Here is a 26,332-nt window from a genome sequence, read left to right as displayed (position 1 = left end):
GGAGGTGACCGGGTCGAGCGGGTTTTCCCGCCCGGCCTTGCGACCGGCTCATGCGGATCAGACGGTCACGACGCGTCTGCTTCCGTTCCCGGGCCACCGCCGGCGGCGCTCTCGCAGGTCGTGAGGAAGTCGATGAGTGCCGCGTTCACCTCGGCGGGGCGTTCCTGCTGGGTCCAGTGGCCGCAGCCGGGCAGCTCGATGGGTGCGCGGACCAGGCTGGGCATGAAGTTCGGAAGCTGGTCGATGATGTCGCGCGCGCCGGGGAAGGCGGGGACGAGGTCGCGGTCACCGAAGACATAGAGGGCGGGCCGGGTGACGACGGCGTTGTTCCAGGGCGCGGTCAGGTCCCAGTTGCGGTCGAGGTTGCGGTACCAGTTCAGGGCGCCGGTGAAGCCCTTGGAGAAGCTCTCGGTCAGCGTGTCGAGATCCTCCTCGGTGAGCCACTCCGGCAGCACCTCGGGGTCCTCCATGGCCGCGAGCCAGCCCTTCTCGGGGTCGACCAACGGCTGCATGATCTCGCCGGAGGGGGAGGCCGAAGCGGAGGCGTAGTAGAGGAACTTGCGGAGCGTGGTGCGGGCGTCCCTCCCGAACTCGGCGTCGGCGACGCCCGGTTGGTTGAAGTAGTTCCAGTAGAACCTGCCCTGGAAGATCTCCTGCATCATCGCCAGCGGACGCTGCGTCCCCCGGTACGGCGGCGGCACGCTCAGCCCGGCCACCCCGAGCACCAGGTCCGGCCGCAGCAGCGCGGTGTGCCACGCGACCGGCGCACCCCAGTCGTGCCCGACGACGTACGCCTTCTCCTCGCCCAACTCCTGGATCAGACCGACGACATCGCCGACCAGGTGGAGGATGGTGTACGCGTCGACCTCGTCCGGATGGTCACTGCTGCCGTATCCCCGCTGGTCGGGGGCGACCACATGGAACCCCGCGTCGGCCAGAGCGCCGATCTGGTGATGCCAGGAGTGCCATGACTCCGGGAAGCCGTGCAGGAGTATCACCAGGGGGCCTTCACCCTGCTCGGCGATGTGCAGACGGATGTCGTTCACGTCGACAAAACGATGCTTGACCATGCGGACGAGGCTACGTGTCGTGCCTGTCGAGCCGCGTGGCGGGTTTCGGCCTATCGGCCGGGACGCTGTGCCTCGTCAGCGTCCTGCTCCTGGTAGGAGTAGCGCTGCTCTTTCCACGGGTCGGCGATGTTGTGGTAGCCGCGCTCCTCCCAGAACCCGCGCCGGTCCTCGGTGAGGTACTCGATGGCGCGCAGCCACTTGGGGCTCTTGTAGCCGTACCGATGCGGCACGACCAGACGCAGCGGGAAGCCGTGTTCGGCGGTGAGGGGCTCGCCGTCGTGGTGCGTGGCCAACAGGGTCTGTGGGGCCGTGAAGTCGGCGAGGCGGAGGTTCGTGGAGTAGCCGTACTCCGCCCAGGCCATGACGTGCGTGACCTCCGGCGCGGGCGGTACCAGCTCCAGGACGGTGCCGGCGGGGATGCCGTACCACTCGTGGTCGGTGGAGGTCGGGCCGGACGCGCAGTGCAGATCGGCGACGACCGTGACATGCGGCAGAGGCGCCAGTTCGTCGAACGTCCAGAGGTGCTCGGCGCCGTCGGCCGTGGCGCCGTGGACACGCAGGTTCCAGCGCTCGGGGCGGAAACGGGGGACGGGCCCGTAGTGCGAGACCGGCCAGCCGTGCACATGACGCTGGCCGGGCGGAACGGGCCGGGACGCGCCGGCGGCGGCCTCGGCCGTACCCTGTCGGTCGCTTGCCACGGGTGACGCCCCTTCTCCGCTGGTCTCCTGGTCACGGCTGCCTTCGCTGAGCAGCGTAGGCGTCACGCGGGGCAGGACGGACGCCGGGTCCCGGTGCGCGCCCGCGCCGCCCAACCGTCTGACCCGACCCGACCCGACCCGACCCGACCCGACCCGACCCGACCCGACCCGACCGGAGTGGAGTGGAGTGGAGCGGCCCCGCGTCAGACGGTCGCCAGGGACACCTCGGTCGACTTGATCAGCGCGACGACCGGCGAACCGGTCCGCAGCCCCAGGTCGCCGACCGCGTCCTTCGTGATCGCCGCGGTCAGTTCGCCCCCGTCGACGGTGACCTTGACGACGGCCATCGCCCCGCCGGTGGCGACATCACTGACCGTGCCGGGCAGCTGGTTGCGGATGGACACCCCCTCCACCCGGCTCGTGGCGAGCGCGACCTCGGTGGACTTCATCATGGCGCGCACGGCCGTACCCTCGGCGAGCCCCAGGTCCTTCACGGCCTCCAGCGTGATCGCCGCGGTGAGGTCCTGGCCGCCGTCGAGGCGCACCTTCACGGTCGCCATCACCGCACCGGGCGTGACGGCCGTGACGGTGCCGGGAATCTGGTTGCGGATGCTCAAGCTCATGACGGAACGCCTCGCAGAGAGAAGGTCTGGATTGCCGGATTTGCTACGACTGTGAGTCCACAAGCTAGCCGCTCCGGCCCCGCCCGTCACCGACCCCGTCGCATCCACCACCTGGGAGTTTGCTTCGTCCTGGCAAAACAGAGGAACCCCGCGGACAGCAACGCCGAGGACCAGAATCCCGCCGTGGCCAATCACGTTGCCGAGAACGATCTAGCTGGCTAGGTTCGCCCCATGGCTGATGACGAACCCACGCGGGCCGCACACCTGCTCGATGCCCAGGCCAAGGCCGCGCTGCTCTTCTCGGAGGTCGAGGAGCGCGGGCTCGTGGCGCCCGGCGAGGGGGAGCGGGCCGTCAGCGACCGGGTACGTGACCTCGCGAACGAGCTGTTCGGCACGACCCGGCACTGGCACAAGCGGATCGTGCGCTCGGGGCCGAACACGCTCGCGCCGTACAAGGAGAACCCGCCGGACCGGGTGATCGACGCGGACGACATCGTGTTCGCCGACTTCGGGCCGATCTTCGAGGAGTACGAGGCCGACTTCGGGCGGACCTTCGTGCTGGGCGACGACCCGGTCAAGCACCGGTTGCGCGACGACCTCCCCAAGGTGTTCGCGGCCGGTCGGCGCTTCTTCGAGAACACCCCGGACATCACCGGCGCACGCCTGTACACGGAGGTCGCCCGTCTTGCCGACAAGGCGGGTTGGGAACTGGGCGGCTGGCACGCCGGACACCTCGTCGGCGAGTTCCCGCACGAGACGATCGAGGGCGCGCACGTCGAGTCGTACGTCACCCCCGACAACGACACCCCCATGCGCTGCACCGACAAGGCCGGCCGTGCCTGCCACTGGATCCTGGAGATCCATCTCGTCGACCGCGAACGGGGATTCGGCGGTTTTTACGAGGAACTCCTCACCCTCTGACGGTAGTTGGTTCCGCGAAAGTTGATCCATGGGCACTGTGACGGCGCTGTACCGATATCCGGTCAAGTCGATGTTGGGTGAGGCCGTGATCGCCGTCGCGGTGACGGAGAACGGGCTCTCCGGGGACCGGGTCTACGCCGTCCTCGACGGGACGGGCGCGGTGGGCAGCGCCAAACACCCTCGCAAGTGGGGCGAGTTGCTGCGCTGCCGGAGCCGACTCGACGACTCCGGTGTGGTCCGCGTCGTCCTGCCGGACGGCACCGCCCTACCGGTCCAAGACCTCGACCTGGACGCGGAGTTGTCCAAGCTGCTGGGCCGAAAGGTGTCCGTCTCCGGCGTCGTTCCGGAGCACGGCCGGCTGGAGCGTGCCGTGCCCGAATACGAGGGTGGAGTCCCGGACGTCGTACGGGAGTCGGCGACCGTCGACGCGACGGGGGAGAGCATCACGACCGGCGGTGTCGCGCCGGGGACGTTCTTCGACTTCGGCCGGGTCCACCTCGTCACCACGGCCGCCCTGGACCGGATGCGGAGCGTATATCCCTCCGGGGACTTCGACGCGCGCGGCTTCCGGCCCAACCTGGTCGTCGACTCCCTTGGCGGGCCCGGTTTTCCGGAGGACAACTGGGTGGGGTCGCACCTGCGGGTGGGGGAGGCGCTGTTCCGCGTGCTGGTCCCCACACCTCGCTGTGTGATCCCCACCCTCGGCCACGACGAACTCCCGCCGGACCCCGGCCTCATGCGCGCGGTCGCCAGGGAGCACCGCATCCCGGTGTTCGACCTCGGCCGGCTGTCGTGCCTCGGTGTGTACCTGGATGTACTGGAGGCCGGTACGGTGCGGGTGGGCGACCCGATCGGGTTGGAGGAGACGGTCGCGTGACCATTCCCGCAGGGGTCCAGGGGGCACTCCTCGGTTCGTCCTGGACGCCGAACACCTCCAGCCGGCACACGGTGAGGGTGCGCCCGTACTTCGGAACGGTGCCCATCACCCCGATATGCGTGAGCCGCGCGCCGAGGTGGGCCATGAACTCCTGCCGGTCGAAGCCGGCCCGGACGCGCGCCTGCACCTCGGGGCTCGCCGGTTCCAAGTCCGTCTGGTCTTCCATGTCCTCTCCTCCGGCCGACGGCACAAGTCGCCCGGTCACTTCACGAAGCGGTACTTCAGGTGCGTGGCGAGGGGCGTCTCGACCACCCTGACCGGCTCGACGCGCCGCGGTCCCGCGCCCGGTTCGTCGAAGAGCCGCAGGCCCGCGCCGAGGAGGGCGGGCACCACATGGAGCTGGAGTTCGTCGATGAGACCCTCCCCGAGGTACTGCCGCACCGTGCTCGCACCGCCCGCGATGTCGACGTTCCGGTCACCGGCGACGGCCTTCGCCCGGTCGAGCGCGCTGTGGATGCCGTCGGTGACGAACGTGAAGGTGGTGCCGCCCTCCTTGACGAGGGTCGGTCGGGGGCGGTGGGTGAGGACGAAGACCGGGGTCCGGAAGGGCGGGTTGTCGCCCCAGAACTCCTCCCCGGTGTCGTACATCATCCGGCCCATCACCACCGCTCCGGTCGCGTCGAACCACTCCCGCATCAACTCGGAGTCGCGATTCTCCTCCCCACCGGTCATTCCCTGACGCTCCCGCCAGCTCGCCAGACCGTGGATCCACTCGAAGAGCGGCTCGGCGCCGTCGCCGCCCGGGTTGTCGATGCTCACGCCGGTGCCGGCGATGTAGCCGTCGAGGGAGATGGCCAGATCCGCGGTCACGGTCACGATGGTGCTCCTGAGTCGTGGACGTACTGCTGCTTCCACCCTCACGTCGATCGGGAACCGGCGCATTCGACAGCCCCGCTACTCGACAGCGACGACAACCTCGACCGGAGCACACTCCGGCGCCGAGGCGACCAGGCGGATCTCGCCGGGGCCGGTCGGGCGGAGGACGGCGAGGGCGCGGCCTTCGTAGGTACGGCGCTCGGTCGCGTCGAAGCGCTCCAGGGTGGACGGGTCCGCACTGCCGAAGCCCGACAGGACGCCCGCGCCGGAGACTGCGACAGCCACGGGGCGGTCGGCCGCGGTGTGCGGGGTGCCGTTCGCGTCGGTCAGGCTGAGGGTGATGTACGCGAGGTCGCCGCCGTGTGCCGTGATGTGTGGACGGTCGGGTTCGGCGCGCAGCCGCACCGTGCCGGTCGCGGTGCGCAGGACGGTGCGTCCGGTCTCGGCGCCGTCGCGGTAGGCGATCGCGAGGAGCTCGCCGGGTTCGTACGATGTCTCGAACTCGGTGCGGAAACGATGGCCCTCGCCCACCGGTCGGCGCCCCAACGGGCTTCCGTTGACGAGGAGTTCGACCTCGTCGGCGTCGCCGTAGACCTCGATCGTGACCGGTTCGCCCTCGGAGCCGGGCCAGGTCCAGGTGGCGACGGTGTCGCTCCAGGCCCAGGGCGTTCCCGCGTAGGTCTTGCCGTGGTGCTGGGGTCGCCGGACCGCGATGTAGGGCTGTGCGCGCAGGCCGAAGACGATCTCGCGGTAGTAGGAGGCGGGTCGGCGGTGGCCGGTGATGTCGAGGTCGCCGCAGCCCGCCAGCAGATATGGGTACGGCGCGGTGTGGGCGGGGCGTGGGGTGTCAGGGGTGAGGTACTGGGGGCGGCCGATGCCGACCTCGCCGAGGTAGTCCCAGCCGGTCCAGGTGAAGTCGCCGATGACGTGGCCGAGTTGTTCGACCAGGCGCCAGTTGCCGTCGATGCGGGTGGGGAAGGTCTCGGTGCCGACGATGACGCGGTTGGGGAACAGGTCGCGGTCCATGGCGTAGCGGGCCTCGGCGTAGTTCATGCCGGCGACGTCGAGCACGGCGAAGGACTCGGCCGTCTTCTCGGTGACGAGGGCGGAGGCGCTGATCGCGTTCATCATGTCGCCCGCGTCGGCCATGAGGGTGTTGATGCCCTTGTCCTCGCCCTCACCCGGGTCGGCCGCCTGCGCTGCCTTCCCCTGTGACTGGCGGCGCAGTCCGCCCAGTTCGGACATGACGGCGAGCATGCCGTTCACCGCGTTGGTGACATAGCGTGTGTGGTCCAACGAGCGGACCTTCTCCGCGAGTTCGCGGCCCCGCGCGGCGCCGGAGGGGGTACCGGTCTCGGGGATCTCGTTGCCGATCGAGTACATGATGACGCTGGGGTGGTTGAAGTCCTTGGCGACCATCGCCTCGATGTCGCGCTCCCACCACTCGGGGAAGTCGAGGCTGTAGTCGAAGTCGCTCTTGCCCGATGTCCACACGTCGAAGGCCTCGTCCACGACGAGCATGCCGAGGCGGTCGCAGGCGTCCAACATCGCCTTGCTCATGGGGTGATGGGACATGCGGAGCGCGTTGAACCCGGCGTCCTTGAGGAGTTGGACCCGCCGTTCCTCGGCGCGGGCGAAGGTCGCCGCGCCCAGAACTCCGTTGTCGTGGTGGACACATGCGCCGCGCAGCTTGACCGTCTCGCCGTTGATCCGCAGCCCGTACCGGGGGTCGAGGCGCAGCGAGCGGACACCGAAGACGACGGTCTCGGCGTCGAGGTCCTTCAGGGTCACGGTGGCGGTGTACAGGGCGGGTGTGCCGGTGCTCCACAGCAACGGGGCGCGGACGTACAGGCGTTGGCGTACGACCGCGGGCTCTCCCGGCAGCACCGTCGCCTTCGAGACGTCGCTCGCGACGACACTCCCGTCGGCATCGCGGACCTCGGTGACGACGTCGACCGTACGGATCGCGATCGAGTCGTTCTCGACCCTCGTCGCGACCTCGACCACCGCCCGTTCCGCGTCGATGTCCGGGGTGGTGACACGGACCCCGTCGGGCGCGATCCGGACCACGTCGCCGACGAGCATCCAGGCGTCGCGGTAGATGCCCGCACCGGTGTACCAGCGCGCGTCACGATGGGCGCGGGCCTCCACGCGGATCTCGTTGTCCTCGCCGAAGCGCAGGAAACGGTCGGCGTCGATGTGGAAGTGCGAGTAACCGAAGGGACGTTGGCCGGCGTAGTCCCCGTTGATGTACACGACGGCGTCGCGGTACACGCCCTCGAACTCGAAGAGGATCCGCTTGCCCCGGTGTTCCTCGGGAACGGCGAACGTCTTGCGGTACTCGTAGGTCCCGCCCGGGAAGTACGCCCCGGCGCCGCCCTCCATCGTGGCCTCGCCGTCCGGCGCCGTGCGCTCCTGCCCGATCATGGCGTCGTGCGGCAGTGTCACCGGCCTGAACGGCACTTTCGTACCGGACAGTTCGGCGAAGGGGTTGACCTTGGGGCGGGTCTGCCAGCCGTCGTTGAAGGACGTGCGGATCATGGGGGCTCCGTGAAGTGAGGGGCGGTGACCGGTTCCGGGGGAGCGAGGCTCAGGCCTCACCGGATGCCGTCGAGGTCGGTCCGGCCACCCGTGTACGCAGCCAGGCACGGCCGCGCTCCAGCAGCGCCCGGGCGATACGGGTGCCGGGAGCCCAGGTCTCGAAGCCGTGCGGAGCGCCGGGCACGAGGTCGAACTCGCAGGCCACGCCCGCGTCGCGCAGGCGGTCGGCATACGTGCGGCACTCGTCGGCGAACAGGTCGATGTCGCCGACGCTGATCCAGGCCGGTGGCAGCCCGCTCAGGTCGGTGCGCCGGGCCGCGACCGCGTGGTCGGGGGCGCGGGAGGCGCCGGGCCCGGTACCGAGATAGGCGGCCCAACCGGTTCGGTTCGCCGCGTTGTGCCACACCCGGTGCCGTACGTCGTCCAGTTCGCGCCGCGCGGCGGTGCGGTCGTCGAGCATGGGGGAGAAAAGCCACTGCCCGACCGGCTGGACCCCGTCGGCGTCGTGCAGCCGCTGTGTCAGGCAGGCGGCCAGACCCGCGCCCGCGCTGGCACCCCCTACGGCGACGCGCGCTTGGTCGATCCCGAGTGACGCGGCCGATTCCTGCACCCATCGCCATGCGGCGAAGACGTCGTCGAGCGCGGCCGGGAAGGGGTGTTCGGGGGCGAGGCGGTAGTTCGTCGAGACGACGACGATGTCCGACTCGCGGGCTGTCAGGGCGCAGAAGGCGTTGTCCTGGACGACGTCGCCGATGACGTACCCGCCGCCGTGCACCCACAGCAGCGCCGCGCCCGAACCGCCACCGGCGGGTGTGTACACGCGCATGCCCCGGCCCTCGTCGAGGACGCGGACGTCGACGCCCTCGACCGGGTCGCCCGGCCCGTGCCGGACGACCAGGGCGCGCACCACGCGCCGTCCCCACGTCCGGCGGACCGGCAGCCGCGGCATCCGCGCGACGGCGCGCCGCAGTTCCGGGTCGACCAGGTCGAGCTTCATGGGCGCCTCTCCTCGCATCAGGTACGCAGTACGCATCCCGCAACTGGTAAAACGTATTACCACCTGTCTGCGGTACGGTATCCAGCGCATCCCGCACCGCACAAGCCCCAGATCAGACCGCACGCAGGAGACCCGGCCGCCGGGCCCCGTTCCGAGGAGCGAGAGAGTGAGCAGGTCCACGCGCGCGACAGCCAAGGACGTCGCCCGGGCCAGCGGGGTCTCACAGACCACGGTGAGCTTCGTTCTCAACGGGGCGGCCGGGCACGTCTCCGAGGAGACACGGGAACGGGTACGGCAGGCCGCGCGCGAACTCGGCTACGTCCCGAACGGCTCGGCGCAGGCGCTGCGCAAAGGGGCGTCCCGCATCGTCCTGCTCAACATCGAGGGCGTGCCCACCGGCAGCAGTCTCGGCAGCTATATCCGGGGCCTCGACGCCGAACTCGCCGCGCACCAGCACGTGTTGCTGGTGCTGCACGGCCATCTCTCCTCGCAGGCCCTCTCCGACGTGGCGCAGGCCGTCTCCGCCCGGGCGGTGATCGACCTGGGAGACGCGGGTCGCGCGGACGACATCGTCACCGACGCCGAGACGTCCCTCGACGCGTTCTCCGCGCAGGCCGACGTCCCGGTCCGGTACCTGGTCGACCGAGGCCACCGGCACCTCGCAACCGTCATGCCGGACACCCCGGAACTCCAAGCTCTGGCCGGTCTGCGAGAGCGGCTCATCCGGCAGGCCACGCACACAGCGGGCCTGCCCGCCTGCCCCGCGCTCGTCCTGCCCGGCAGCCTCGGCGCCGCCGAGGAGCGGCTGCGGGCCTTCCGTACCGACCACCCGGACGTCACGGCCGTCCTCGCCTACAACGACGATCTCGCGCTCGTCACGCTCGCCGCGATGAGACGCCTCGGGCTGCGCGCACCGCAGGACCTCGCCGTCGTCGGGTTCGACGACACCCCGCACGGAGCGCTGTTCTCGCCCGCTCTGACCACCGTGCACATCGACGCGGAGGCCATCGGCCGCAGCGCCGCACGCACCGCGCTGGGCCTGCCGGCGGCGGACGCCGCGTCGCGACCGGCTCGGGTGATCGTCCGCGAGTCCGCCTAGACGTCCTCGTCCAGATGCCGGCGCAGTTTCGCCGTGATGGCCGGGATCTCGCGGCGGAACGCCGCCTGGTCCAGGCCGTCGTCCGCGACCACGGCGAGCAGTGCCCGTTCTCCTACGGCCGTCACGATGACGTGACCCGTGCTGCAGCGCGCGCTGATCTCGCGGAGGTGGCCGGTGCCGCCCTGATCGGAGAGGCGGTGGCCGAGGGCGAGGGTCGCCGCCGCCACCGCGGCCATGGACTCGGGGTGGGTCTTGGTCGTGTCGCTCGCCACGACGAGCCCGTCGCTGGTGGCCAGTGTGGTTTCGGTGACTCCCATCACGTTGTCCCGCAGGGCGATGAGGAGGTCGGTCACGGGGTCGCTCATGGCGTCTTCTTCCTGTTTGCGTGCAGGCGATGGGAGAACGAGTCAGGAGGGGAGCCCGGTGGGGACATGGCTGTGGGAGGGGCGGTTCAGTCGTGAGGTCGGCGGGCCGGCGCGGAGTTGCGGCCGGGGAGGCGACGCGGGAGGGATGCGGCGGGCGGCGCCATGGCGGAGGGGGGCACCACGGAGGGTGCGTTGCGCGCCGCCGTGCTCGGCCGGCCGTTCGTCGGGTGTGTGTGCGGGCGGACGAGACCGCGGTCCAGCAGATGTCGTAGGTCGATCATGACGGCGAAGAGACCCCGGCCGAGGGCGAAGGCGATGTCCCTCGCCGTCCTGCGTCCGTCCGCGGCGGCCAGGACGGCTCGGTGCCGGGCCGGAAGCCTGTCGACGGGCTCGGAGAGGTGCGCGGTGGACGCCGGCTGCATACGGGTGCGGGCGAGAGCGGCGACCGAACCGGGCTCCCCGGCAAGGAAGTTGATACGTCGGGACACCTCGCCGAGGAGTCGCTCGGGGGTGACTCCCGCGTTGCGGTACAACGTCGGTACGGGCTCGGTCACTTCCCAGCTGTCGGGTACGGACAGGGAGAGCGCGAAGGCCGCGTCGAAGAGCGCGCTGAGACTGATGACCTCCAGCTCGCCGGCGCCGACGAGTCCGCGGTCCACGAGCTCGGCGGCGAGGTGTTCGTGGGTGGTGTCGGAGGCGCGGACCGCCGACCACGCCTGCTCGCCGATCCGGCCCGACCTCAGCAGCAACCCCTCGATGCCCGGTGCGCCGGGGGTCTCCATGGCCACCACAAGACCGTCGCGCACATGGATCGAGCCGCCGGGGGTGCCGGTCACGGCCACCGTGCAGGAACGGTGTTGGGTCCGGAGCGCCGCCAACAGGGCGGGAATATTGCGGGAGTCGGGGAGCGGCTCCTCGGTGCCTTCCGTCATGCCAGCAACTCGTCGGCGTGCAGCCTCAGTTCGCGCAGCGCCGAGCTGAGGTTCGTGCGGTCGCGGTCGACGGTCGCGCACAGCAACAAGGGGTCGCCCTGCCGCGGGAGCTGGATCGTCACGAGATGCCGGGTGGAGGTCGTCACGATGACGCTCTCCAACTCCCCTGACGCGCCTGCCCGAACGAGGCGGGTGCGGGCCAATTCGGCTATTTCGCAGGAGTCCTGACTGGCACTCATATCACCCGACTCCGCATAGGAGAGGCCGGTGACGGCATCGAGTACCGCGGCTCCGCTGATGCCCGGCGTGCTCAGGGCGCGGCCCAGCGCGGCGTCCAGCGATGACAAAGGTCCCCCCTTCGGTCACTCCGGCGAGCAGACTACTTTATTTGCCAACTATCGCAACTCTGACCAAAGATGGTGTTGTCTGTTACCCGAACGGCTCGCATTGAGACCGTTTTCGTGGCGAGATGCCGAATCTCGCCGGGGTGAGGGGAACGAGGCACCACGTGAACATTGAAGCGACACTCAAGGAAGCGATGACTATCGACGGGGCCCTGGGGGTGTCCCTGGTCGACTACGAGAGCGGCATGACGCTGGGGGCGCTGGGCGGCGGCCCGCATCTGGACCTGGAGGTCGCGGGGGCGGGCAACACCGAGGTCGTGCGGGCCAAGCAGCGCACGCTGAAGTCCATCAACGTGGACGACCGCATCGAGGACATCCTGATCACCCTCGGTCAGCAGTACCACCTGATCAGGCCGCTGGCGAGTGCCCGCGGTTCGCTCTTCCTGTATCTGGCGCTGGACCGGGAGCGCAGCAATCTGGCGCTGGCGAGGCATAACCTCAAGCGGCTTGAGTCCACCCTGGAGGTATAAGCACGCTGAGGCATATGACAATTGAGTAGTCGTGATGTCGGTCGGGTCTTGGTGGGGCAATATGCGCCGAGACCCGACCGGGTCCTGGAGACGCCGTATTCCGGGACATCACGTGGGAGTTGAAGCGGCTTAATTGTCTAGTCCACTCATGTCTGGTCCTTTATCGAGCTCGCGCTCGGCCGAGCCGTTTTTCCGTATCGCCGGACGGACCGGCAGGAGTACCGCGGACGGGTGTCCGGGGTCGTGGAACACCTCCTGGTTCCCGGCGCGGAGAGTCGTGGCCGTCGCCCTGGGTTCCCCGGTGCCCGGATTGCGGTTGTAGCGGGGGAAAGCACCGCTGGACACCTGGACCCGGATGCGGTTACCGCGCCGGAAGCGGTGGGCCGTCGGCCACAGCCGTACCGTCGCACGGGAGGTCCGGTCGGCGTCGGCCAGACCGACCAGGCCGTCGCACACGTTCATCGAGCGGCCCTCGGCGTCGGCGTCGCACAGCCGGACGAACACATCCGCGTGGGCCCACGGCCGCGCGACGGGAGCCGCTCACCGCCGGGCGGATCGTCGACGCCGCTCTGCGGCTCGCCGAAGCCCACGGGTTCGACGCTGTGACCATGCGCCGGGTGGCCACCGCGCTGGATGCCACGCCGGGGGCGCCGTATTCGCATGTGACGGACAAGGCGGAACTCGACGACCTGATGGTCGGGAAGCTCTGTTCGCAGGTGGTGCTGCCCGAACCGGACCCGGACCGGTGGATGGACCAGGCACTGGATGTCTGCCGGCAACTGCGCGACCAGTACCTCAGGTATCCGGGAATGTGGCGCGCCACGGTGGCCGGCGCCCCGCACAGCCTGGACACGCTGCGCATCAACGAAGCGCTCCTCGCGCTCCTCGTGGCCGGCGGGGCAAGTGTCCGCTCGGCGGCGTGGGCGAGTGACGCGGCCTTCCTCTACATCGGCGCCTACAGCGTCGTAGCCCCCAGGCGGACAACCGAGCGGGGCCCGGACGGCAGTCCCGCAGCGCGGGACAACATCGTCGACCGACTGAAAATGCTGCCCCCGGACCTCTTCCCGATCACGGTCGCGTCGGCGGAGGAGACCCACTCCGGCGAGGGACACGAACGCTTCGACCACGCGCTCCGGCTGCTCTTCGGGGGACACACCGATCAAGGCAGGAGACAGACCTCATAGGCACGGGAACACCGCTACGCGACTGATGGTTGTGCTGCATTCGACCGTCGAGGACCACGCGGGTTCGGCCTCGCGGAAGCAGATCCTGGCCGGCCGCCACCTGGTGTACTGGGCCTCCTCAGTGGTGTTCCTGGCCTGCGGCATCCTGACCGCCCTCATGTTCCGAAGCGGTTCGCTCATCGTCTCCGACGACGCACAGCCCGCCGCCGCGCGCTGACACCGCCCACGCATTCCGCAGCCGCAGCAGGCCTCGGCCGACCGGCGCCCACCTGAAAAGGGAAAGTCATGAAGGCCGTCCAGTTCAGCGAGTACGGGGGCCCCGAGGTCCTGCACATCACCGACCTCCCCGACCCGCACCCCGGCCCCGGCCAGGTCCGCGTCAAGGTCCATGCCGTCGGCATCAGCGGCACCGACTGGAAACTGCGCGCCGGCGAACTCTCCTTCGGCGCCACACTCCCGCAGACCACCGGCACCGACGTCGCGGGCGTGGTTGACGAGATCGGCGAAGGCGTAGGCGATGTACGCGTCGGAGACCGTGTCTTCGGCGTGAGCGACAACGCCGCAGGCGCGGTCGAGCTGGCACCACTCACCTACCGCGCGCCCATCCCCGCCTCGCTCGGATTCATCGATGCCGCAGGCCTGCCCGTCGCCCGTGGCGCCCGCGTCATCGGCGCGGCCGGCGCCGCCAACCAGAACTACCTGAACCTGCTCGGCGCGGAACCCGTCACCTAAGGCGACGGCATGACCGAGCGGGTCCGCGCCCTGGCCCCCGGCGGCGTGGACGTAGCCCTGGACATCGTCGGCAGTGGTGTCCTGCCCGAGCTGATCGAACTGACCGGCGACGCCAAGCACGTCATCACCCTTGCCGACCTCCAGGGCTCCACGGACTACGGAGTGCACTTCAGCAGCGGTTTCAAGGACGGCCACGCGTTCCGCTCGCTGCACACGATCGGCGAGTTGATCGAGACCGGCCGATTCTGGCTCCCCGTCGACAAGACGTTCCCTCTCGCCGACATCGCCGAAGCCCACCGCATCAGTGAACACGGCCGGGTCCGCGGCAGGCTCGTCCTCGTCGTCGACCGACCGGCATGATGGACGTGAATCCTGTGTCGCGCGCCGGTTCCCTTGCGGTCACCGGCCGGTGACCGCAAGGGAACCGAGCTTCGCGGCCAGTGCCGGTGCGTCGGCGAGCGCAGCATGTCGTTGAGGTGGGTGCGTGCAGCCGGCGATGCCGCTCAACTCGCCTAGAACCCTGGGACGGAGCTCTCCCAGCGGGACACCGATGAGACGGGACGTGTTCGGAACGGCGAGCGGGCACTCACGGTGGGGGAGCACACGGGGAACCGGGCCGACCGACCGTAGGACGAAATCGGCCGCGTCCGCCCGCGCGGTCAGGGCGTACTCGTGGATCGCCTGCCGACCACCCTCAGGGAGGGTCGAGGAGTCCTGGAAGAACGCGTCGACCTGGACCGTGTCCACACGCGTCCACAGATCCAGCCGCCGTGCACGGCGCATGGAGACAGCGCGGTGGTCGACGACCTCGTGCCAGGCCAAGTCGTCGTCGACGGCGTCGAGTTCGACGGCCCGTTCGCGACGCTGCGCCCACCGGAGGGTGCCGTCGGGCGCCAGCGCGCTCGATCCTTCCTGGTATCCGGCGCAGACCCCGGCCATCACTCTGCGGCGGAGACGTCCGCCTTGCCCGCCAGGTAGCGCCCCATGCCGTACCACGGCCGAAACGCCGCGCCGGAGACCAGCGTGGCACCGGGAAGATCGTCGACCAGCAGGTGGAGCGGTGTCGCGGCCAGGATGTCGGGTGCCGCCACTTCGGCACTTCGTCTACAGCTCCGTCGACAAAGCCGAGAACCCGGGTGTATGAGACCGGGCAGGGGAGCCTGGAGAAGCAGGTGTCGCCGACGGAGGACTACAAGCACATCTCGCCGTACCCATCTCCGGCCGAGCTGCCCGAGCCGCCCGAGCCGTCAAGGGCCGCCGCCCGGGGCCACGGCCCGGCCTGCGGGGCACGCTCCGGCTCGGGGAGGTCCAGGCCGAGCGTCGGGTCGTCGTACGGGCTGCTGTTCCTCATGCTTCGCTTTCGTTCATGGGGTCCCCGTGTCGCGGGACCCGCGACGATCCCTCCGTACTCGATCGACCTAATGAGTATCCCCATTACGGGAAATCGGGAGCGTGGTCACGAGACTGAGTCCGCTGCCCGCTCGCCGAGATAGGCGCGCTCCAACAGACCGGGATCCGCCGTGAGTTGCGCGGTGGATCCGCTCAACACCGTCTCACCGTGCACCAGGACCATCGCCCGGTCCGCCACGTCGAGCGCCAGCCGGACATGCTGCTCGACCAGCACGACCGCCGTGCCGGTGTCCTCGGCGATCCGCCGTACGATCGGCAGCAACTCCTCGACGATCACCGGGGCCAGCCCCATGCTCAACTCGTCGACGAGCAGTACCCGAGGGTCCTGGATCATGGCCCGGCCCAGGGCCAGCATCTGCTGCTCCCCACCGGAGAGCATCCCGGCCGCGACCTTCAGGCGCTTGCCCAGTGCCGGGAAGAAGCCGAGCACCTGGTCCACGGTGCTGCCCCGGCGCCGCCGCGCGAGTGTCAGGTTGTCCCGCACGGTGAGCTGGGTGAACAGGGACCGGTCGTCGGGCACGAGGACCAGTCCCCGCCGGGCGGCCTCACGCGCCCGCCCGCCACGGATCTCCCGTCCGTCGAGCGTCACCGATCCGTCGAGGCGTGGCAGCAGGCCTGCGAGGGTCATCAACAGGGTTGTCTTTCCCGCCCCGTTGGGCCCCAGCAGGGCAGTGACCTCACCGGGGAGCAGCTTCAGGTCGAAGCCGCGCACCACCGGCCGTCCCTTGGTGTAGCCCGCGTCCACGCCCTCGCACGTCAGCAGTTCCTGCCCGGTCACTGGACGACCTCCCCGCGCACCTCGTCGGTATCGGCGTGCGTCGCACCCAGGTAGGCGGTGGCGACCCGCGGATCGGCCTTGATCTCGGCGGGAGTTCCGTCCGCGATGACCTTTCCGATGTCCAGGACGACGATCCGGTCGCACACGTCGAGCACCAGCCCCATGTCGTGATCGATGAGCAGGACCGTCACGCCGTCGGCCCGCACGGCCCGCAGCCGGTCACCCAGCCACCGGCTCTCCGAGCTGTCCAGGCCGGCCGCGGGCTCGTCGAGCAGCAGCATCCGGGGACGACCGGCCAGGGCCCGTGCGATGGACACCAACTGCCGCCTGCCCTGGGAGAGTTCACGCGCCGGCTGGGCCCGGAACCGGCTCAGGTGCAGCGTCTCGAACAGTCGGTTCCGCAGCTCAAGACCCTGCATGGTGCCGACATGGTCGCCGCCGTGCCGGGCGGCCGCTTCGCCGACCAGCACGTTCTCCTCGACGCTGAGGTCCTCGTAGAGTTCGATGCCCTGGAAGGTGCGTCCGAGGCCCGCCCGTCCGCGCTGGTGCGGCTTCAGCGAGGAGATCGTCCGGCCGTCGAACTCGACTGTTCCCGTACTGCGGTTGTAGCCGCTGATCGCGTCGAGGAGGGTGGTCTTCCCGGCGCCGTTGGGCCCGATCACGCCCACGATCTCGCCCGAGCGCACATCGAAGGAGACCGCGTCGACGGCCACCACACCGCCGTAGCGCACCCCGACATCGCGGACCGAGAGGACCACCTCGCCCGGCTCGGGGACCGGTGGTAGGGCGGCCGGTGCCGCCCCGGTGAGCACGTCGGTGTCCTGCTCGTCTTCGGAGTTGTCGGAGTCGACGGTGGCCGGGCGGCGCAAACGCCGTAGGCGGGCTGTCAGTTCGTGGGCCGGGCCGACGACGCCCTCGGGGTTCGTGATCACGGTGAGGACCAGGCCGATGCCCATGATCACGTCGTACCACTCGCCGATGGACAGGGCCCGGTCCAGGAGGACGGGCAGCAGGCCGCCGGCTCCCATCACCCCGGCGACGAGGCCGCCGGACAGTGAGGTGATGCCGGCCAGGTAGGCGGTCGCGAACAGGCCGAGACCGCCGATCGCGGTGAACATCTCGGCGTCGGCGACGGTCTGTTGATAGCCCAGCAGCGCGCCGCCGAGCCCGGCGATGAACGCCCCGATCGCGAAGGCGACGATCTTCGTACGGGCGACGTCGATGCCCGCCGCCGCGGCCGACCGCTCGTTGGCGCGCACGGCGAGCATCGCGGCGCCGAGCAGACTGCGACGCAGCCATGCCACGCCCAGGCCGACCAGCAGCAGCACCACGAGACACAGCAGCGCGAACGGGATCCGCGGATAGTCCTCACCGGCCCCGATGCCCAGGTCGATCCCGAACAGACGGGGCGCGGGCACCTTCGAGCCGCCGAGGCCGCCGTTCAGCTCGGTGTTGCGGAACCAGAACGCCTCCAACGCCACCGCAAGCGCGACCGTCACCACCGCCGCCGGCAGACCGCGGATCCGCAGCGCGGGCAGCCCGATCACCACGCCGATCACCATCGCAGCCAAGGCCGCCAGCAGCGGAGCGAACGGAAAGGGGATACCCCATTCGACGCTCAGTCTGCTCAGGCTGAACGCGCCGACCCCGGCCAGGGTCAGCTGCGCCAGCGAGATCTGCCCGGCGAACCCGGTGACGACCACCAGCGACAGCGAGATCACCGCCAGGGTCAGTGAGGTGATCACCGCGGCGCGGATGCTCCCGGTGGTCGCGAAGAGCACGACGACACCCAGGACCGTACTCACGACGGCCGGTACCAGGATGCTGTTGGGCCGTGGAGCCCGGCCCAACGCTTGCTGGATCAGCGAGCCGCGTGTGGGCAGCGGTCGGCCGCGGACCACCAGATAGGCCAAGATGACGGCCAGCGGGACGAGTTGGGCCAGACCGGTCTGGGGGAGCCATGACCACTTCCCTTGCAGGAACTGCAGTTCCGACTGGAGCATCCCGATGACCAGGCCCGCTCCCACGGCCGGGATCAGCGCCGTGAAGTTGCCGACCAGCGCCGCCGCCAGGGCCGGCACGATGAACAGCGTGTAGGAGACCGGGACCAGCGGCACGATCGGCGCGATCAGGATGCCGGACAGACCGGCGATGGCCGAGCTGAGCGCCCAGTTCGCCACCGCGATCCGCTCCGGCGACAGTCCGCTGACCAGCGCGCCCTTCTCCGACTCCGCCGCCGCCCGGGCCGTGAGGCCGAACCGGGTCAGCCGGAACACCAGCGCCAGGACGAGGGTCAGTACGACGATCACCGCCGCGAACCACAGCCGGTCACCGGGGAGCAGTGAACCGCCCCAGGACACCGGATCGTTGGGCAGGATCGCTTTGACCGACACCGCCCCCGTGCCCACCGCCGCGGCGAGCACGGCCTGGACCACCAGCATCACCCCGATCGAGGCGACGGCCTTCGCCACCGGCGGCGCGGTCCGCAGCGGCCGGAACACCAGCCCGTACAGCACGACCCCCAACAGGGCAGTGAGGGCAAGGGAGATGACCACCGCCGGGAAGAGACCGAGCGGGCCGCCGAGCCCGACCTTCTTCGGTACGCCCGGCAGCGGCACCAGCAACTCGCCCTGGCGCAGGAACGCGTAGGTGTACGCGCTGTACAACGCGATCGCCCCGGTGGCGAAGTTGACCACCCCGGAACTGCGGAAGGTGAGCACCAGGGCCAGCGCGAGCGCGCCGAACACCGCACCGCTTCCCAGCCCGAGCAACAGAAACACGACGTACTGGCTCATCGGCGAGACCGTCCCTTCCGGCTGCTGCGACTAGCGTGCGAACAACGGACTGGGATCGACGACCCGCATCTGCCTCAACTTGCCGTCGGAGACCGTGCCGGTGACCTCCTTCGCCGAGCAGGCCGCGGGCAGCCCCGGTACCGCCTTGGAGTCGCAGGTGAACGTGATGCCGTGACCGGCGGGCAGGACGACGTTCTTCGCCGAGTGCAGCGCGGCCGTGATCGTCTTCGGGGCGACCGTGCCCGTCAGGCCGTGCAGCGCGCGCACCAGGGCGAGCACGCCCTGGTAGCCGATCGCCGCGTATCCCGTGGCCGAGGTGTCGGGGCTGTACTCCTTCATCACCTGCCGGTAGAGCTGCGCCTCGAGGTCGTCGCTGGCCACGTCGAAACTGCTGAAGACCTGCACGCCGTCCATGCCCGCGCCCACGGCCTCGACGACCTCGGGGGACACACACGACTGGACGGTCATCCGGGCGATGCCGGCGCCGAGCGTGCCCATCGCCTGGAGCACCGAGGTGCAGACCGTCGGATCCGCTACGACGGCGACAGCATCGGGCTTCTTCCGCAGCGCGGCGCTCACCTGCGGAGACGCGTCCGGTGTGCCTGCGGCCACCGTCACTATCTGCAGGCCGACACCCGCTTTGGCGAAGACGGGTTTGCCGATGGCCTCGATACCGCTCACCGCGGCCGGAGCGTCGATCACGAACGCGGCGACCTTCTTGTAGCCCTTGTCCTTCGCGTACGCGGCCATCGACGTCATGGTCGTCGGGAAACCGCCCGTCCAGGAGAAGGCGTTGGCGGTGGTGCCCTCGGAGTTGCTCGCGGCGATGGCGGTCGTCCAGGGAATGCCGGCCTGGGTGACGATCGGCACCATGGAGTCGCCGAGGCCGCTGCTGGTCAGGACGACCGCGTCGACCTTCTGCTCGACCATCTGGTTCGCGCAGTCCCGCGCCGTCGCCGGTTCCTCCTTGGTCTTGCAGATCGCGAACTCGATCGGCCTGCCCGCGATGCCGCCCAGGTTGGCGTTGGCGTACTTCATGGCCGCCTGGGCGGCTTCCCTGGTCTCGGGCTGGCTGATCGCGGAGCCGCCCTCGTTGGTGATGAGCCCGATCTTGACCGGTGCGCCGGTGGCCTTCTTCCCGGGGAAGGCGCTCGCGAGTGCGGCCGGGACTTTCGTGCTGTCCGTGGCGGTGGTGTCGCCGTCATCGCCGCTGCCGCATCCCGCGAGCAGGACCGCGGCCGACACCAGCGCGACCGACGCGCGTGACCTGGGTGAGGAGATGGCTCGTCCGACCGACTCGATCATGTCTGCGTCCCAACGTGTCGGCGAGTGCCCGGCACTCGCTGCGATCAGCGACCGGCGGCGCCGTGCGGCGACGCTGCCGTCCGAGAAAGTGAGGAGAGAGCCGCGAGTGGAGGTCGAACGGCACGAGGGCCGGGCGCCGCGGCAGACCATGCCGGCCGGCGTGCCGAGGGCGTGCCGAGGTTCCACGACCGGCGACGAGACGGACCCTGCTCCGATGCGGGGAGAGGGGCGGCCGATCTCCGCAAAGAGTGGCCGCAAGCAAGAAGAGTATACGTAATTGAGTCACGCTGGAATGGGTCGTGCGGGACTTGTCCATGCAGTCGGCCCCTCTTCCGGCATGAAGCCTGGAATGAGGGGCCGGAATATGAGGGTGGGCTGGTCAGTGGTCGCGGTGCACCCAACCCGCGTCGTGCCAGTACGTCTCAAGGTTCTCCATCGGCTCGGGCCAGGTCTCGATGTAAGTGACGCCCTCCGCTCCGGCCGTCATGAGATAGGGAGTCCCGGCCTCGCTGATCCAGAACTCGCCCGGACCGATGGTCCGGCTGCCCTCTTCCCCGTCCTCGCCCCAGGCGACGTGGAACTCACCGCCGAAGACGATGATCAACTCGTCGAGGTTGTGATGGTGGCGGGGAACCGCGAAGTTCGGCGCGCACCGCAGGCCGTTCAGGTTGAACGACGGGTCCACCTTCGTCGACCACCACATGTTCCCTTTGAAGGTCTGCTCCATGTCGACCGGCGCATCGGCCAGGAGACCGCCCTCGTTCCACAGATACGTGGGAGCGGACTGGTCGACCGGCAGCTCGATCCAGCCCTCGTCCGACAGCAGATTGAAGAACTCGATTCCCATGCCCCGATAGTGGGGACCGGGTTGGGAGGTGTCATGCGCGAATCCCGTTGGCCGGGACCGGGCAGCTCTCGCCGGATGGGTCTCGATGAGCGGAACCTTTCGACGACACCGTGTCGGGCCGCGCATACGGTCGCCGCGTGACTCTTACATTCGGTGATCTGGTGGAAGACGCGGACTGGGTTCCCATGGGCCTGGAGCAGCAGGGCCATCCCCAGTACTTCTGGAACGACGGCGGTCTGCTGAGGGACGCCCCCGTGGACTTCGCGGCGACGTTCGACGGGGCGATGTGGGTGACCACCAAGCCCATCGACGTACCGCGCTTCAACCGCAACCCGCTGCGCGTGCGGCCGAACTTCACGGTGCCCCGGCACCACCACAACGTCGACGAGATGCTCTTCGTCTTCGCCGGCGAATACCACATCGAGCACTACGAGTCGGGCGAGCCGCAGACCGTGCGGGTGGGCCCGGGGGATGTCTTCCTCAGCCGGGCCGGCACGCCGTACACGATGACGGCGGGATCCGAGGGGGTCACCTACATCGAGACCTGGCCCAAGCCGGTGCGGGAGTTGGAGACCTACTGGCACGACGTCGGCTGGGTCCGGCGGTAGGTCGCCGACACGATCGTGTCCCGGCTCCTGGGAGCCGGGACCACGGATCGGGCGTCGGACGGGTCAGTCCGTCCAGAGGAACCGGTCGGCCACCCGGTGATGGTTGTAGATGGTCATCTCCTGCTCCTCGCTCAGCCGGTGCCCGTCGAAGCTGGGGGAGTGCATGCCCACGGTCACCTCCTTGGCGTTCAGCAGGTCCTGCGTGAAGATCTCTCCGAGGTCGGCCTCACGGAAGTCCTCGAAGAACTGGGGCTGGAAGTCCCGCTTCGTGTCGTAGTCGGCGACGGGGATCTGGTCCAGGCTGAAGATCTCGAACAGGCAGCTATCAGGGTCGAGACCGTCGGGGCGCGCCCGGTAGCCGAACACCGAACCCTGGTTGGGCAGCAGGATCGTGTTCGGGAACACGTTCCACGCCGTACCGGCCTCCGCCCACTGCTGGGGCGAGATCTCCGGCCAGTCGTAGCCCTCGGCGAGCGACAACTCCTTGTACAGCTGGAGGTAGTACTGACCGGCGGTCATCCCCTCCGGCACGTCCGCCGTCTTCAACGCCTCGGCGGCCCGCCAGCTCCGCTCGTTCTCCAGGCCCCGCATGTCGTCGGCGATGTACTGCACACTCAGCGCGACGGCGAGCCGTTCGTCGGTGATGCCTCCCGTGCCGCCGCGGTCCGTCGGATCCTTGGCCGCGCTCTCGGGAGCCGTCTTCTTCTTCGGGCCGACGCTCGAATAGTGGGCGTGCCGCTCGTACACGGTCGTCGGCGCCCACATCCGGTTCTCGAGTTCCTTCATCGAGGCGATGTTGGTGTTCGACTTGTCGAAGCGGTAGAGCTGCGGATGCGTTCCCGCCACGTGATAGGCCTCAAGGAATCCGTCCAGCGCGGTCTTCCAATTGCACGGCAGCAGCACGCTCTTGTGCCACCGGTACCGCATGTTCTCGAACTGGAACGGTGCGAAGATCCGCGGGATCGGATCGAGATATTCGAGAAGCGGTTTCGCGTCCGGGTCCATGTTGATGAACACGAACCCGCCCCACTGCTCCGCCCGTACCTGCACCAGGCCCAGGTCGTCGTCCGAGCGCGGCACGAACTCCTCACGGTCCAGCACCAGCCTGATCGAACCGTCCAGGTTCCAACGCCAGCCGTGGAACGGGCAGATGAGCGAACCGACCCGGCCCCGGCCCCGTGCCAGCCGCGTGCCACGATGCCGGCACGCGTTGAAGTAGGCGCGGATCGAGTCCTTGCTCTCCCGCACGATCAGGATCGAATGACCGCCGATCTCGTACTCGACGAAACACCCGACACCCGGCAGCTCCTCCAGGCGGCAGGCCAGCAACCACGCCTTCGTGAAGACCTTGTCCAGTTCCAGCTTGAGGAACTCGGCGTCCAGATAGCGGCCCTTGGGCACGAACGCACGGGACAGCCGGTACTTCTCCGGTACCTTCTCGGCCGGCACATCTCCCTCGAACCACGGAACGCGACGGTCCACTTGGGGCTCAACCACTGCAGACACCGATAACCACTCCTCCACTCGACATGCGTGTACGGCTCCAGGCGGCCGCAAGCTGACGTCAGCCGGCGTCGGGGCCGGCGACCTCCGTCCCGTCGGCACTCCGCACCACATGGATGCAGTTGCCCGGGCACTCGTCGGCGGCGTCGATCACATCGAGACGCAGCCGGTCCGACACATCGGCCTGCGCGCCCTCGGGCGTCAGCAGTTCGCCGTCGGCGGCGTTCTTGACGTAGGCCAGTCCGTCGCCGCCGAACTCGAAGACATCCGGGGCGTATTGGGTGCACAGACCGTCACCCGTGCACAGTTTCTGATCGATCCACACCCGCACCTCATCGCTCACGCGTGTCGCCCTCCTTGTCCCTGCGGACGCCGTGCCGTCATCGCGGTGGCGGTCAAAACGACTCTCCACTCGGCGTCCGGGGCCGTCCACCGCCCGTCCCATCAGCCGGGACCGGAGCCGACGGCCCTTTTCGCGGCCGCCATACACTCGCCCGGCCGAGGGCCTTCGACGAACGCGAGACGTGACGGGCGCGGCCACGGCCGTCTTCGCGGCGCAGGTGCTCGCCGTCGGCGGGGCGCCCCATCAACTCTCCCCAGGAGGTCGGCCCGTGGCCGAGACCGTGACCACAGACATCCTCATCGTCGGAGCCGGCCCGGTCGGGCTCTACGGCGCCTACTGCGCGGGCTTCCGCGGACTGCGGACCGTCCTGGTCGACGCGTTGCCGCAGTGCGGCGGGCAGATCACCGCGCTCTACCCGGAGAAGGAGATCCGCGACATCGCCGCCGTCCCCGGCACCCGCGGCCGTGAAGTCGTCACCGCCCTCAAGGACCAGGCCGACGCGTTCGACCCGACGTACCTCCTCGGCCGCCAGGCCGTCGACCTCACCCACACACCCGACGGACGTCCGCAGGTCACCCTCTCCGACGGCATCACCGTCGACGCCGGAGCGGTCGTACTGACCGCCGGGATCGGCACGTTCACCCCGCGCACCCTCCCGGCCGGGGAGGAGTTCCTGGGGCGCGGGCTGAGCTACTTCGTGCCGGACCCGGCGGAGCACGCCGACCGTGACGTCCTCGTCGTCGGCGGCGGGGACAGCGCGGTCGACTGGGCCCTCGCCCTGCACCCGATCGCCCGCTCGGTGACCCTCGTACACCGGCGCGGCACGTTCCGGGCCCACGCGGCGAGCGTGCGCGAACTGCACGCGTGCGGCGTCGACATCGTCATCAACGCCCAGGTGGAGACCCTGGCCGGGGACGACCTGCTGCGCCATGCGCACCTGAAGGTCGACGGGGAGGAGGAGCCCCGGGTGCTGAAGGTGGACGCGGTCGTGGCCGCCCTCGGTTTCATCAGCAACCTTGGACCACTGGCCGACTGGGGCGTCGAACTGGAGCGCCGCACGATCGTTGTCGACACCAGGATGCGCACCACGGTCGACCGGGTGTACGCGGCCGGTGACGTCACCGCGTACCCCGGGAAGGTGCGTCTGATGTCAGTCGGCTTCGGGGAGGTGGCGACCGCGGTCAACAACGCCGCCGTCGCCCTGGACCCCGCGCTGTCCCTGTTCCCCGGTCATTCGACCGAATCCGCCTGAACACGGAACTCCCTCTTGAAGAGACCGCCTTCGAGAGGGAGTTGGGCGTGCTCCGCGTGTCTACCGGTCCTCGTCCGCCATGTCGACGGCGGCGATGTAGGAGAACGCCATCGACGAACCCACGGGACCGCCCGCGCCCGGGTAGATCCGGCCGGACATCGGCGCCATCGTGTTCCCCGACGCGTACAGACCGGAGATCACCGAGCCGTCGGGCCGCAGCACGCGCGCGTGCTCGTCCGTCTTCAGGCCCCCCTTGGTCCCCAGGTCGGACAGCACGATCGTGGCCGCGTAGAACGGCGCTTTGTCGATCACGCCCAGGCAGGGGTTGGGCCCGTCGGTGTGGGCCCCCGCCATGTGCGTGATCATCAGGTCCCAGGGATCCTCACCGCGACCGAACTGCTCGTCCTTGCCGCCTCGGGCGTACCCGTTGAACTGCTCGACGCTCTCGGTCAGCGCCCCCTTGGGCAGGCCGATCAGCTCCGCCAGCTCCTCCAGCGTGTCGGCCCGCTTCAGGACACCCGCGGCGAGGAACTTCTCGACGTCGAACCAGCCGGGCACCTGCGGCGCGACCGGCAGCCCGGCGAACGCCCGCCGGTTGTCGAGCTGGCGCTGGTCGAACACCCAGTGCGTGGGCAGGTGCGACACATGCGAGGACCGGTGCGCCTTGAGCATCTCGTGACCCGCGCGGTCGTAGGGGAGACGTTCGTTGAGGTAGCGCTGTCCGGCGGAGTTGACCCAGATGCCGCTCCAGACCGACGTGTAGAACACCGGGCGGGTGTCGGGTACGACGAGGCCCGGAGCGAACCACGACTCGTCGAGCAGGTCGGTCGCGGCGCCGATGTCGATGCCCGCGGTGAGGGCGTCGCCTGTGTTGCCCTCGCAGCCCTGGGTCCACTCGTCGGTGACACCGGGCTGGAACCGCTCACGCAGCGCGCCGTTCCGCTCGTAGCCACCGGCGGCGAGGAGTACGCCCCGCTCGGCACGGAAGGTCACCGACTCGCCCTCGCTCAGGGCCTCGACCCCGACGACCGCTCCGTCCTCGACGACGAGGCGCTCCAGCGCGGTGTTCGTGCGCACGGTTCCGTTGCCGGTCTCCATGAACGCGAGCAGCGCACGGCCGATGAGGGCCTGCCCGCCGATCATCTCCCGCGGGACCTCCACTCCCCAGCGCTCCGTCCACAGCGGCCTGCGCACCAGCGGCTCCAGCTCGCCGAGTTCGGACCGGTCGAGGTTCTCGGGGAAGATCGTGCGGCCCTGGGGCAGGCTCCCGGGGCGGCCGGCGAAGTAGTCGGGCACGCCCTGCCAGAAGAACCGGCCGAACCGCGGGTTCTTCTCCAACTCGTCGATCAGGGTGGGACCGGCCTGGAGGAAGGCCTCCCGCAGCGCGGCCGGTGAGTCGTCACCGACGATCGCGTCGAGGTAGGGGCGGGCGACGTCGGGGCCGTCCTCGACGCCGGCCCGCTGCTCGGCCGCGTTGCCGGGCAGCCAGATCCCGGCGCCCGAATAGGCCGTGGTCCCGCCGACGTACTCCGTCTTCTCGATGACCAGCGTGCGCAGCCCGCGGGAGGCCGCGGCGTACGCGCCGACCAGCCCCGCGCCCGAGCCGACGACGATGACATCGTAGGAATCAGCTGTGCCTTCGCCGCTCATGGCGGTCCCTCTCGTGAAGTGTCGAGCATCGGACGGACACGGCCGGCTCCTG

28 protein-coding genes and 1 pseudogene are annotated in these 26,332 nt (G+C 69.7%); 9 read left to right on the top strand and 20 right to left on the bottom strand.

Going from position 1 to position 26,332, the window contains the following annotated elements; genetic code table 11:
- Positions 1-65: 65 nt before the first annotated feature.
- The 3 genes from OG714_RS02970 to OG714_RS02960 all read right to left on the bottom strand — a co-directional run bounded on the left by OG714_RS02970 (position 66) and on the right by OG714_RS02960 (position 2,391).
- On the bottom strand, positions 66-1,070 hold the full coding sequence (locus OG714_RS02970) for an alpha/beta fold hydrolase (protein ID WP_406118304.1): 1,005 nt from the start codon (positions 1,068-1,070) through the stop codon (positions 66-68).
- A gap of 50 nt (positions 1,071-1,120) precedes the next feature.
- A complete protein-coding gene (locus OG714_RS02965; RefSeq protein WP_406118303.1) occupies positions 1,121-1,768 on the bottom strand; it encodes a molybdopterin-dependent oxidoreductase in 648 nt (215 codons plus the stop codon).
- A 203-nt stretch (positions 1,769-1,971) separates the two neighbouring features.
- Complete coding sequence (locus OG714_RS02960) at positions 1,972-2,391, bottom strand: molybdopterin-binding protein (protein ID WP_266775314.1); 420 nt, start codon at positions 2,389-2,391, stop codon at positions 1,972-1,974.
- Between the two features lie 231 nt (positions 2,392-2,622).
- On the opposite strand from OG714_RS02960, the gene OG714_RS02955 reads away from it, so the two are divergent.
- Together OG714_RS02955 and OG714_RS02950 are read left to right on the top strand one after the other, a co-directional pair.
- On the top strand, positions 2,623-3,312 hold the full coding sequence (locus OG714_RS02955; protein ID WP_406118301.1) for a M24 family metallopeptidase: 690 nt from the start codon (positions 2,623-2,625) through the stop codon (positions 3,310-3,312).
- Positions 3,313-3,340: 28 nt separating this feature from the next.
- Complete coding sequence (locus OG714_RS02950; RefSeq protein ID WP_406118299.1) at positions 3,341-4,189, top strand: MOSC domain-containing protein; 849 nt, start codon at positions 3,341-3,343, stop codon at positions 4,187-4,189.
- Positions 4,190-4,450: 261 nt separating this feature from the next.
- On the opposite strand, the gene OG714_RS02945 is transcribed toward OG714_RS02950, so the two are convergent.
- The 3 genes from OG714_RS02945 to OG714_RS02935 all read right to left on the bottom strand — a co-directional run bounded on the left by OG714_RS02945 (position 4,451) and on the right by OG714_RS02935 (position 8,603).
- Complete coding sequence (locus OG714_RS02945; RefSeq protein WP_406118298.1) at positions 4,451-5,065, bottom strand: dihydrofolate reductase family protein; 615 nt, start codon at positions 5,063-5,065, stop codon at positions 4,451-4,453.
- A gap of 78 nt (positions 5,066-5,143) precedes the next feature.
- Entirely contained in the window at positions 5,144-7,606 is a 2,463-nt protein-coding gene (locus OG714_RS02940; protein WP_406118296.1) for a glycoside hydrolase family 2 TIM barrel-domain containing protein, read from the bottom strand.
- A 49-nt stretch (positions 7,607-7,655) separates the two neighbouring features.
- Complete coding sequence (locus OG714_RS02935; protein WP_406118294.1) at positions 7,656-8,603, bottom strand: alpha/beta hydrolase; 948 nt, start codon at positions 8,601-8,603, stop codon at positions 7,656-7,658.
- Between the two features lie 166 nt (positions 8,604-8,769).
- Here OG714_RS02935 and OG714_RS02930 point away from each other — a divergent pair, with 166 nt between their 5' ends.
- Complete coding sequence (locus tag OG714_RS02930) at positions 8,770-9,702, top strand: LacI family DNA-binding transcriptional regulator (RefSeq protein ID WP_406118292.1); 933 nt, start codon at positions 8,770-8,772, stop codon at positions 9,700-9,702.
- On the opposite strand, the gene OG714_RS02925 is transcribed toward OG714_RS02930, so the two are convergent.
- From OG714_RS02925 to OG714_RS02915, 3 genes are all read right to left on the bottom strand, one after another.
- Positions 9,699-10,067, bottom strand: a complete 369-nt coding sequence (locus OG714_RS02925) for a roadblock/LC7 domain-containing protein (RefSeq protein ID WP_406118291.1) — start codon at positions 10,065-10,067, stop codon at positions 9,699-9,701. The two genes, OG714_RS02930 and OG714_RS02925, sit on opposite strands and share 4 nt — an antisense overlap.
- Before the next feature lie 86 nt (positions 10,068-10,153).
- Positions 10,154-10,999, bottom strand: a complete 846-nt coding sequence (locus OG714_RS02920; RefSeq protein WP_406118289.1) for a hypothetical protein — start codon at positions 10,997-10,999, stop codon at positions 10,154-10,156.
- The gene (locus OG714_RS02915) at positions 10,996-11,346 is read right to left on the bottom strand and encodes a hypothetical protein (protein WP_406118288.1); all 351 of its coding nucleotides are present in this window, start codon (positions 11,344-11,346) and stop codon (positions 10,996-10,998) included. The genes OG714_RS02920 and OG714_RS02915 overlap by 4 nt, the downstream gene beginning before the upstream one ends.
- A gap of 161 nt (positions 11,347-11,507) precedes the next feature.
- Between OG714_RS02915 and OG714_RS02910 the strand changes: the two genes are divergently transcribed.
- Complete coding sequence (locus OG714_RS02910; protein ID WP_390167743.1) at positions 11,508-11,873, top strand: hypothetical protein; 366 nt, start codon at positions 11,508-11,510, stop codon at positions 11,871-11,873.
- Positions 11,874-12,002: 129 nt separating this feature from the next.
- Here the strand turns inward: OG714_RS02910 and OG714_RS02905 are convergent, their stop codons facing one another.
- Complete coding sequence (locus OG714_RS02905) at positions 12,003-12,377, bottom strand: CocE/NonD family hydrolase C-terminal non-catalytic domain-containing protein (RefSeq protein WP_406118286.1); 375 nt, start codon at positions 12,375-12,377, stop codon at positions 12,003-12,005.
- A 50-nt stretch (positions 12,378-12,427) separates the two neighbouring features.
- Here OG714_RS02905 and OG714_RS02900 point away from each other — a divergent pair, with 50 nt between their 5' ends.
- The 3 genes and pseudogenes from OG714_RS02900 (at position 12,428) to OG714_RS02890 (ending at position 14,149) form a co-directional block, all read left to right on the top strand.
- Positions 12,428-13,057, top strand: coding sequence for a TetR/AcrR family transcriptional regulator C-terminal domain-containing protein (locus tag OG714_RS02900; protein ID WP_406131701.1), 630 nt, complete (start codon positions 12,428-12,430; stop codon positions 13,055-13,057).
- Between the two features lie 31 nt (positions 13,058-13,088).
- Positions 13,089-13,274 carry a hypothetical protein gene (locus tag OG714_RS02895; RefSeq protein WP_406118284.1) on the top strand — a complete coding sequence of 62 codons (186 nt, stop codon included), beginning with the start codon at positions 13,089-13,091 and terminating at the stop codon, positions 13,272-13,274.
- Between the two features lie 68 nt (positions 13,275-13,342).
- Positions 13,343-14,149: pseudogene (locus OG714_RS02890) on the top strand (NADP-dependent oxidoreductase).
- 39 nt (positions 14,150-14,188) lie between these two features.
- On the opposite strand, the gene OG714_RS02885 reads toward OG714_RS02890, so the two are convergent.
- The 7 genes from OG714_RS02885 to OG714_RS02855 all read right to left on the bottom strand — a co-directional run bounded on the left by OG714_RS02885 (position 14,189) and on the right by OG714_RS02855 (position 20,924).
- Entirely contained in the window at positions 14,189-14,728 is a 540-nt protein-coding gene (locus OG714_RS02885; RefSeq protein ID WP_406118282.1) for a DUF2889 domain-containing protein, read from the bottom strand.
- Positions 14,728-14,880 (bottom strand): hypothetical protein, encoded by a 153-nt coding sequence (locus OG714_RS02880; protein ID WP_406118280.1) that lies wholly within the window; start codon positions 14,878-14,880, stop codon positions 14,728-14,730. The genes OG714_RS02885 and OG714_RS02880 overlap by 1 nt, the downstream gene beginning before the upstream one ends.
- A 98-nt stretch (positions 14,881-14,978) precedes the next feature.
- Complete coding sequence (locus OG714_RS02875) at positions 14,979-15,140, bottom strand: hypothetical protein (RefSeq protein WP_406118279.1); 162 nt, start codon at positions 15,138-15,140, stop codon at positions 14,979-14,981.
- Positions 15,141-15,245: 105 nt separating this feature from the next.
- Positions 15,246-15,977, bottom strand: a complete 732-nt coding sequence (locus tag OG714_RS02870) for an ABC transporter ATP-binding protein (RefSeq protein WP_406118277.1) — start codon at positions 15,975-15,977, stop codon at positions 15,246-15,248.
- A complete protein-coding gene (locus OG714_RS02865; protein WP_406118276.1) occupies positions 15,974-18,772 on the bottom strand; it encodes an ABC transporter permease subunit in 2,799 nt (932 codons plus the stop codon). The genes OG714_RS02870 and OG714_RS02865 overlap by 4 nt, the downstream gene beginning before the upstream one ends.
- A 30-nt stretch (positions 18,773-18,802) precedes the next feature.
- Positions 18,803-20,077, bottom strand: coding sequence for an ABC transporter substrate-binding protein (locus OG714_RS02860; RefSeq protein ID WP_406118274.1), 1,275 nt, complete (start codon positions 20,075-20,077; stop codon positions 18,803-18,805).
- Between the two features lie 379 nt (positions 20,078-20,456).
- Positions 20,457-20,924 carry a hypothetical protein gene (locus tag OG714_RS02855; protein WP_406118273.1) on the bottom strand — a complete coding sequence of 156 codons (468 nt, stop codon included), beginning with the start codon at positions 20,922-20,924 and terminating at the stop codon, positions 20,457-20,459.
- A 137-nt stretch (positions 20,925-21,061) separates the two neighbouring features.
- On the opposite strand from OG714_RS02855, the gene OG714_RS02850 reads away from it, so the two are divergent.
- Positions 21,062-21,532 (top strand): cupin domain-containing protein, encoded by a 471-nt coding sequence (locus OG714_RS02850; RefSeq protein WP_406118271.1) that lies wholly within the window; start codon positions 21,062-21,064, stop codon positions 21,530-21,532.
- Between the two features lie 63 nt (positions 21,533-21,595).
- Here OG714_RS02850 and OG714_RS02845 read toward each other — a convergent pair whose 3' ends face one another.
- Together OG714_RS02845 and OG714_RS02840 are read right to left on the bottom strand one after the other, a co-directional pair.
- On the bottom strand, positions 21,596-23,038 hold the full coding sequence (locus tag OG714_RS02845) for an SRPBCC family protein (protein WP_406118270.1): 1,443 nt from the start codon (positions 23,036-23,038) through the stop codon (positions 21,596-21,598).
- Positions 23,039-23,096: 58 nt separating this feature from the next.
- Positions 23,097-23,378, bottom strand: coding sequence for a ferredoxin (locus OG714_RS02840; RefSeq protein ID WP_406118269.1), 282 nt, complete (start codon positions 23,376-23,378; stop codon positions 23,097-23,099).
- 268 nt (positions 23,379-23,646) lie between these two features.
- Between OG714_RS02840 and OG714_RS02835 the strand changes: the two genes are divergently transcribed.
- On the top strand, positions 23,647-24,630 hold the full coding sequence (locus tag OG714_RS02835) for an NAD(P)/FAD-dependent oxidoreductase (RefSeq protein WP_406118267.1): 984 nt from the start codon (positions 23,647-23,649) through the stop codon (positions 24,628-24,630).
- A gap of 60 nt (positions 24,631-24,690) precedes the next feature.
- On the opposite strand, the gene OG714_RS02830 is transcribed toward OG714_RS02835, so the two are convergent.
- On the bottom strand, positions 24,691-26,280 hold the full coding sequence (locus OG714_RS02830) for an FAD-dependent oxidoreductase (RefSeq protein ID WP_406118266.1): 1,590 nt from the start codon (positions 26,278-26,280) through the stop codon (positions 24,691-24,693).
- Positions 26,281-26,332 lie beyond the last annotated feature (52 nt).

The sequence above is a fragment of the Streptomyces sp. NBC_00989 genome, assembly GCF_045162655.1.
Lineage (GTDB): Bacteria > Actinomycetota > Actinomycetes > Streptomycetales > Streptomycetaceae > Streptomyces.
Note: the sequence above shows the minus strand (reverse complement) of the source record. Positions and strands in the feature narration are given on the sequence as shown.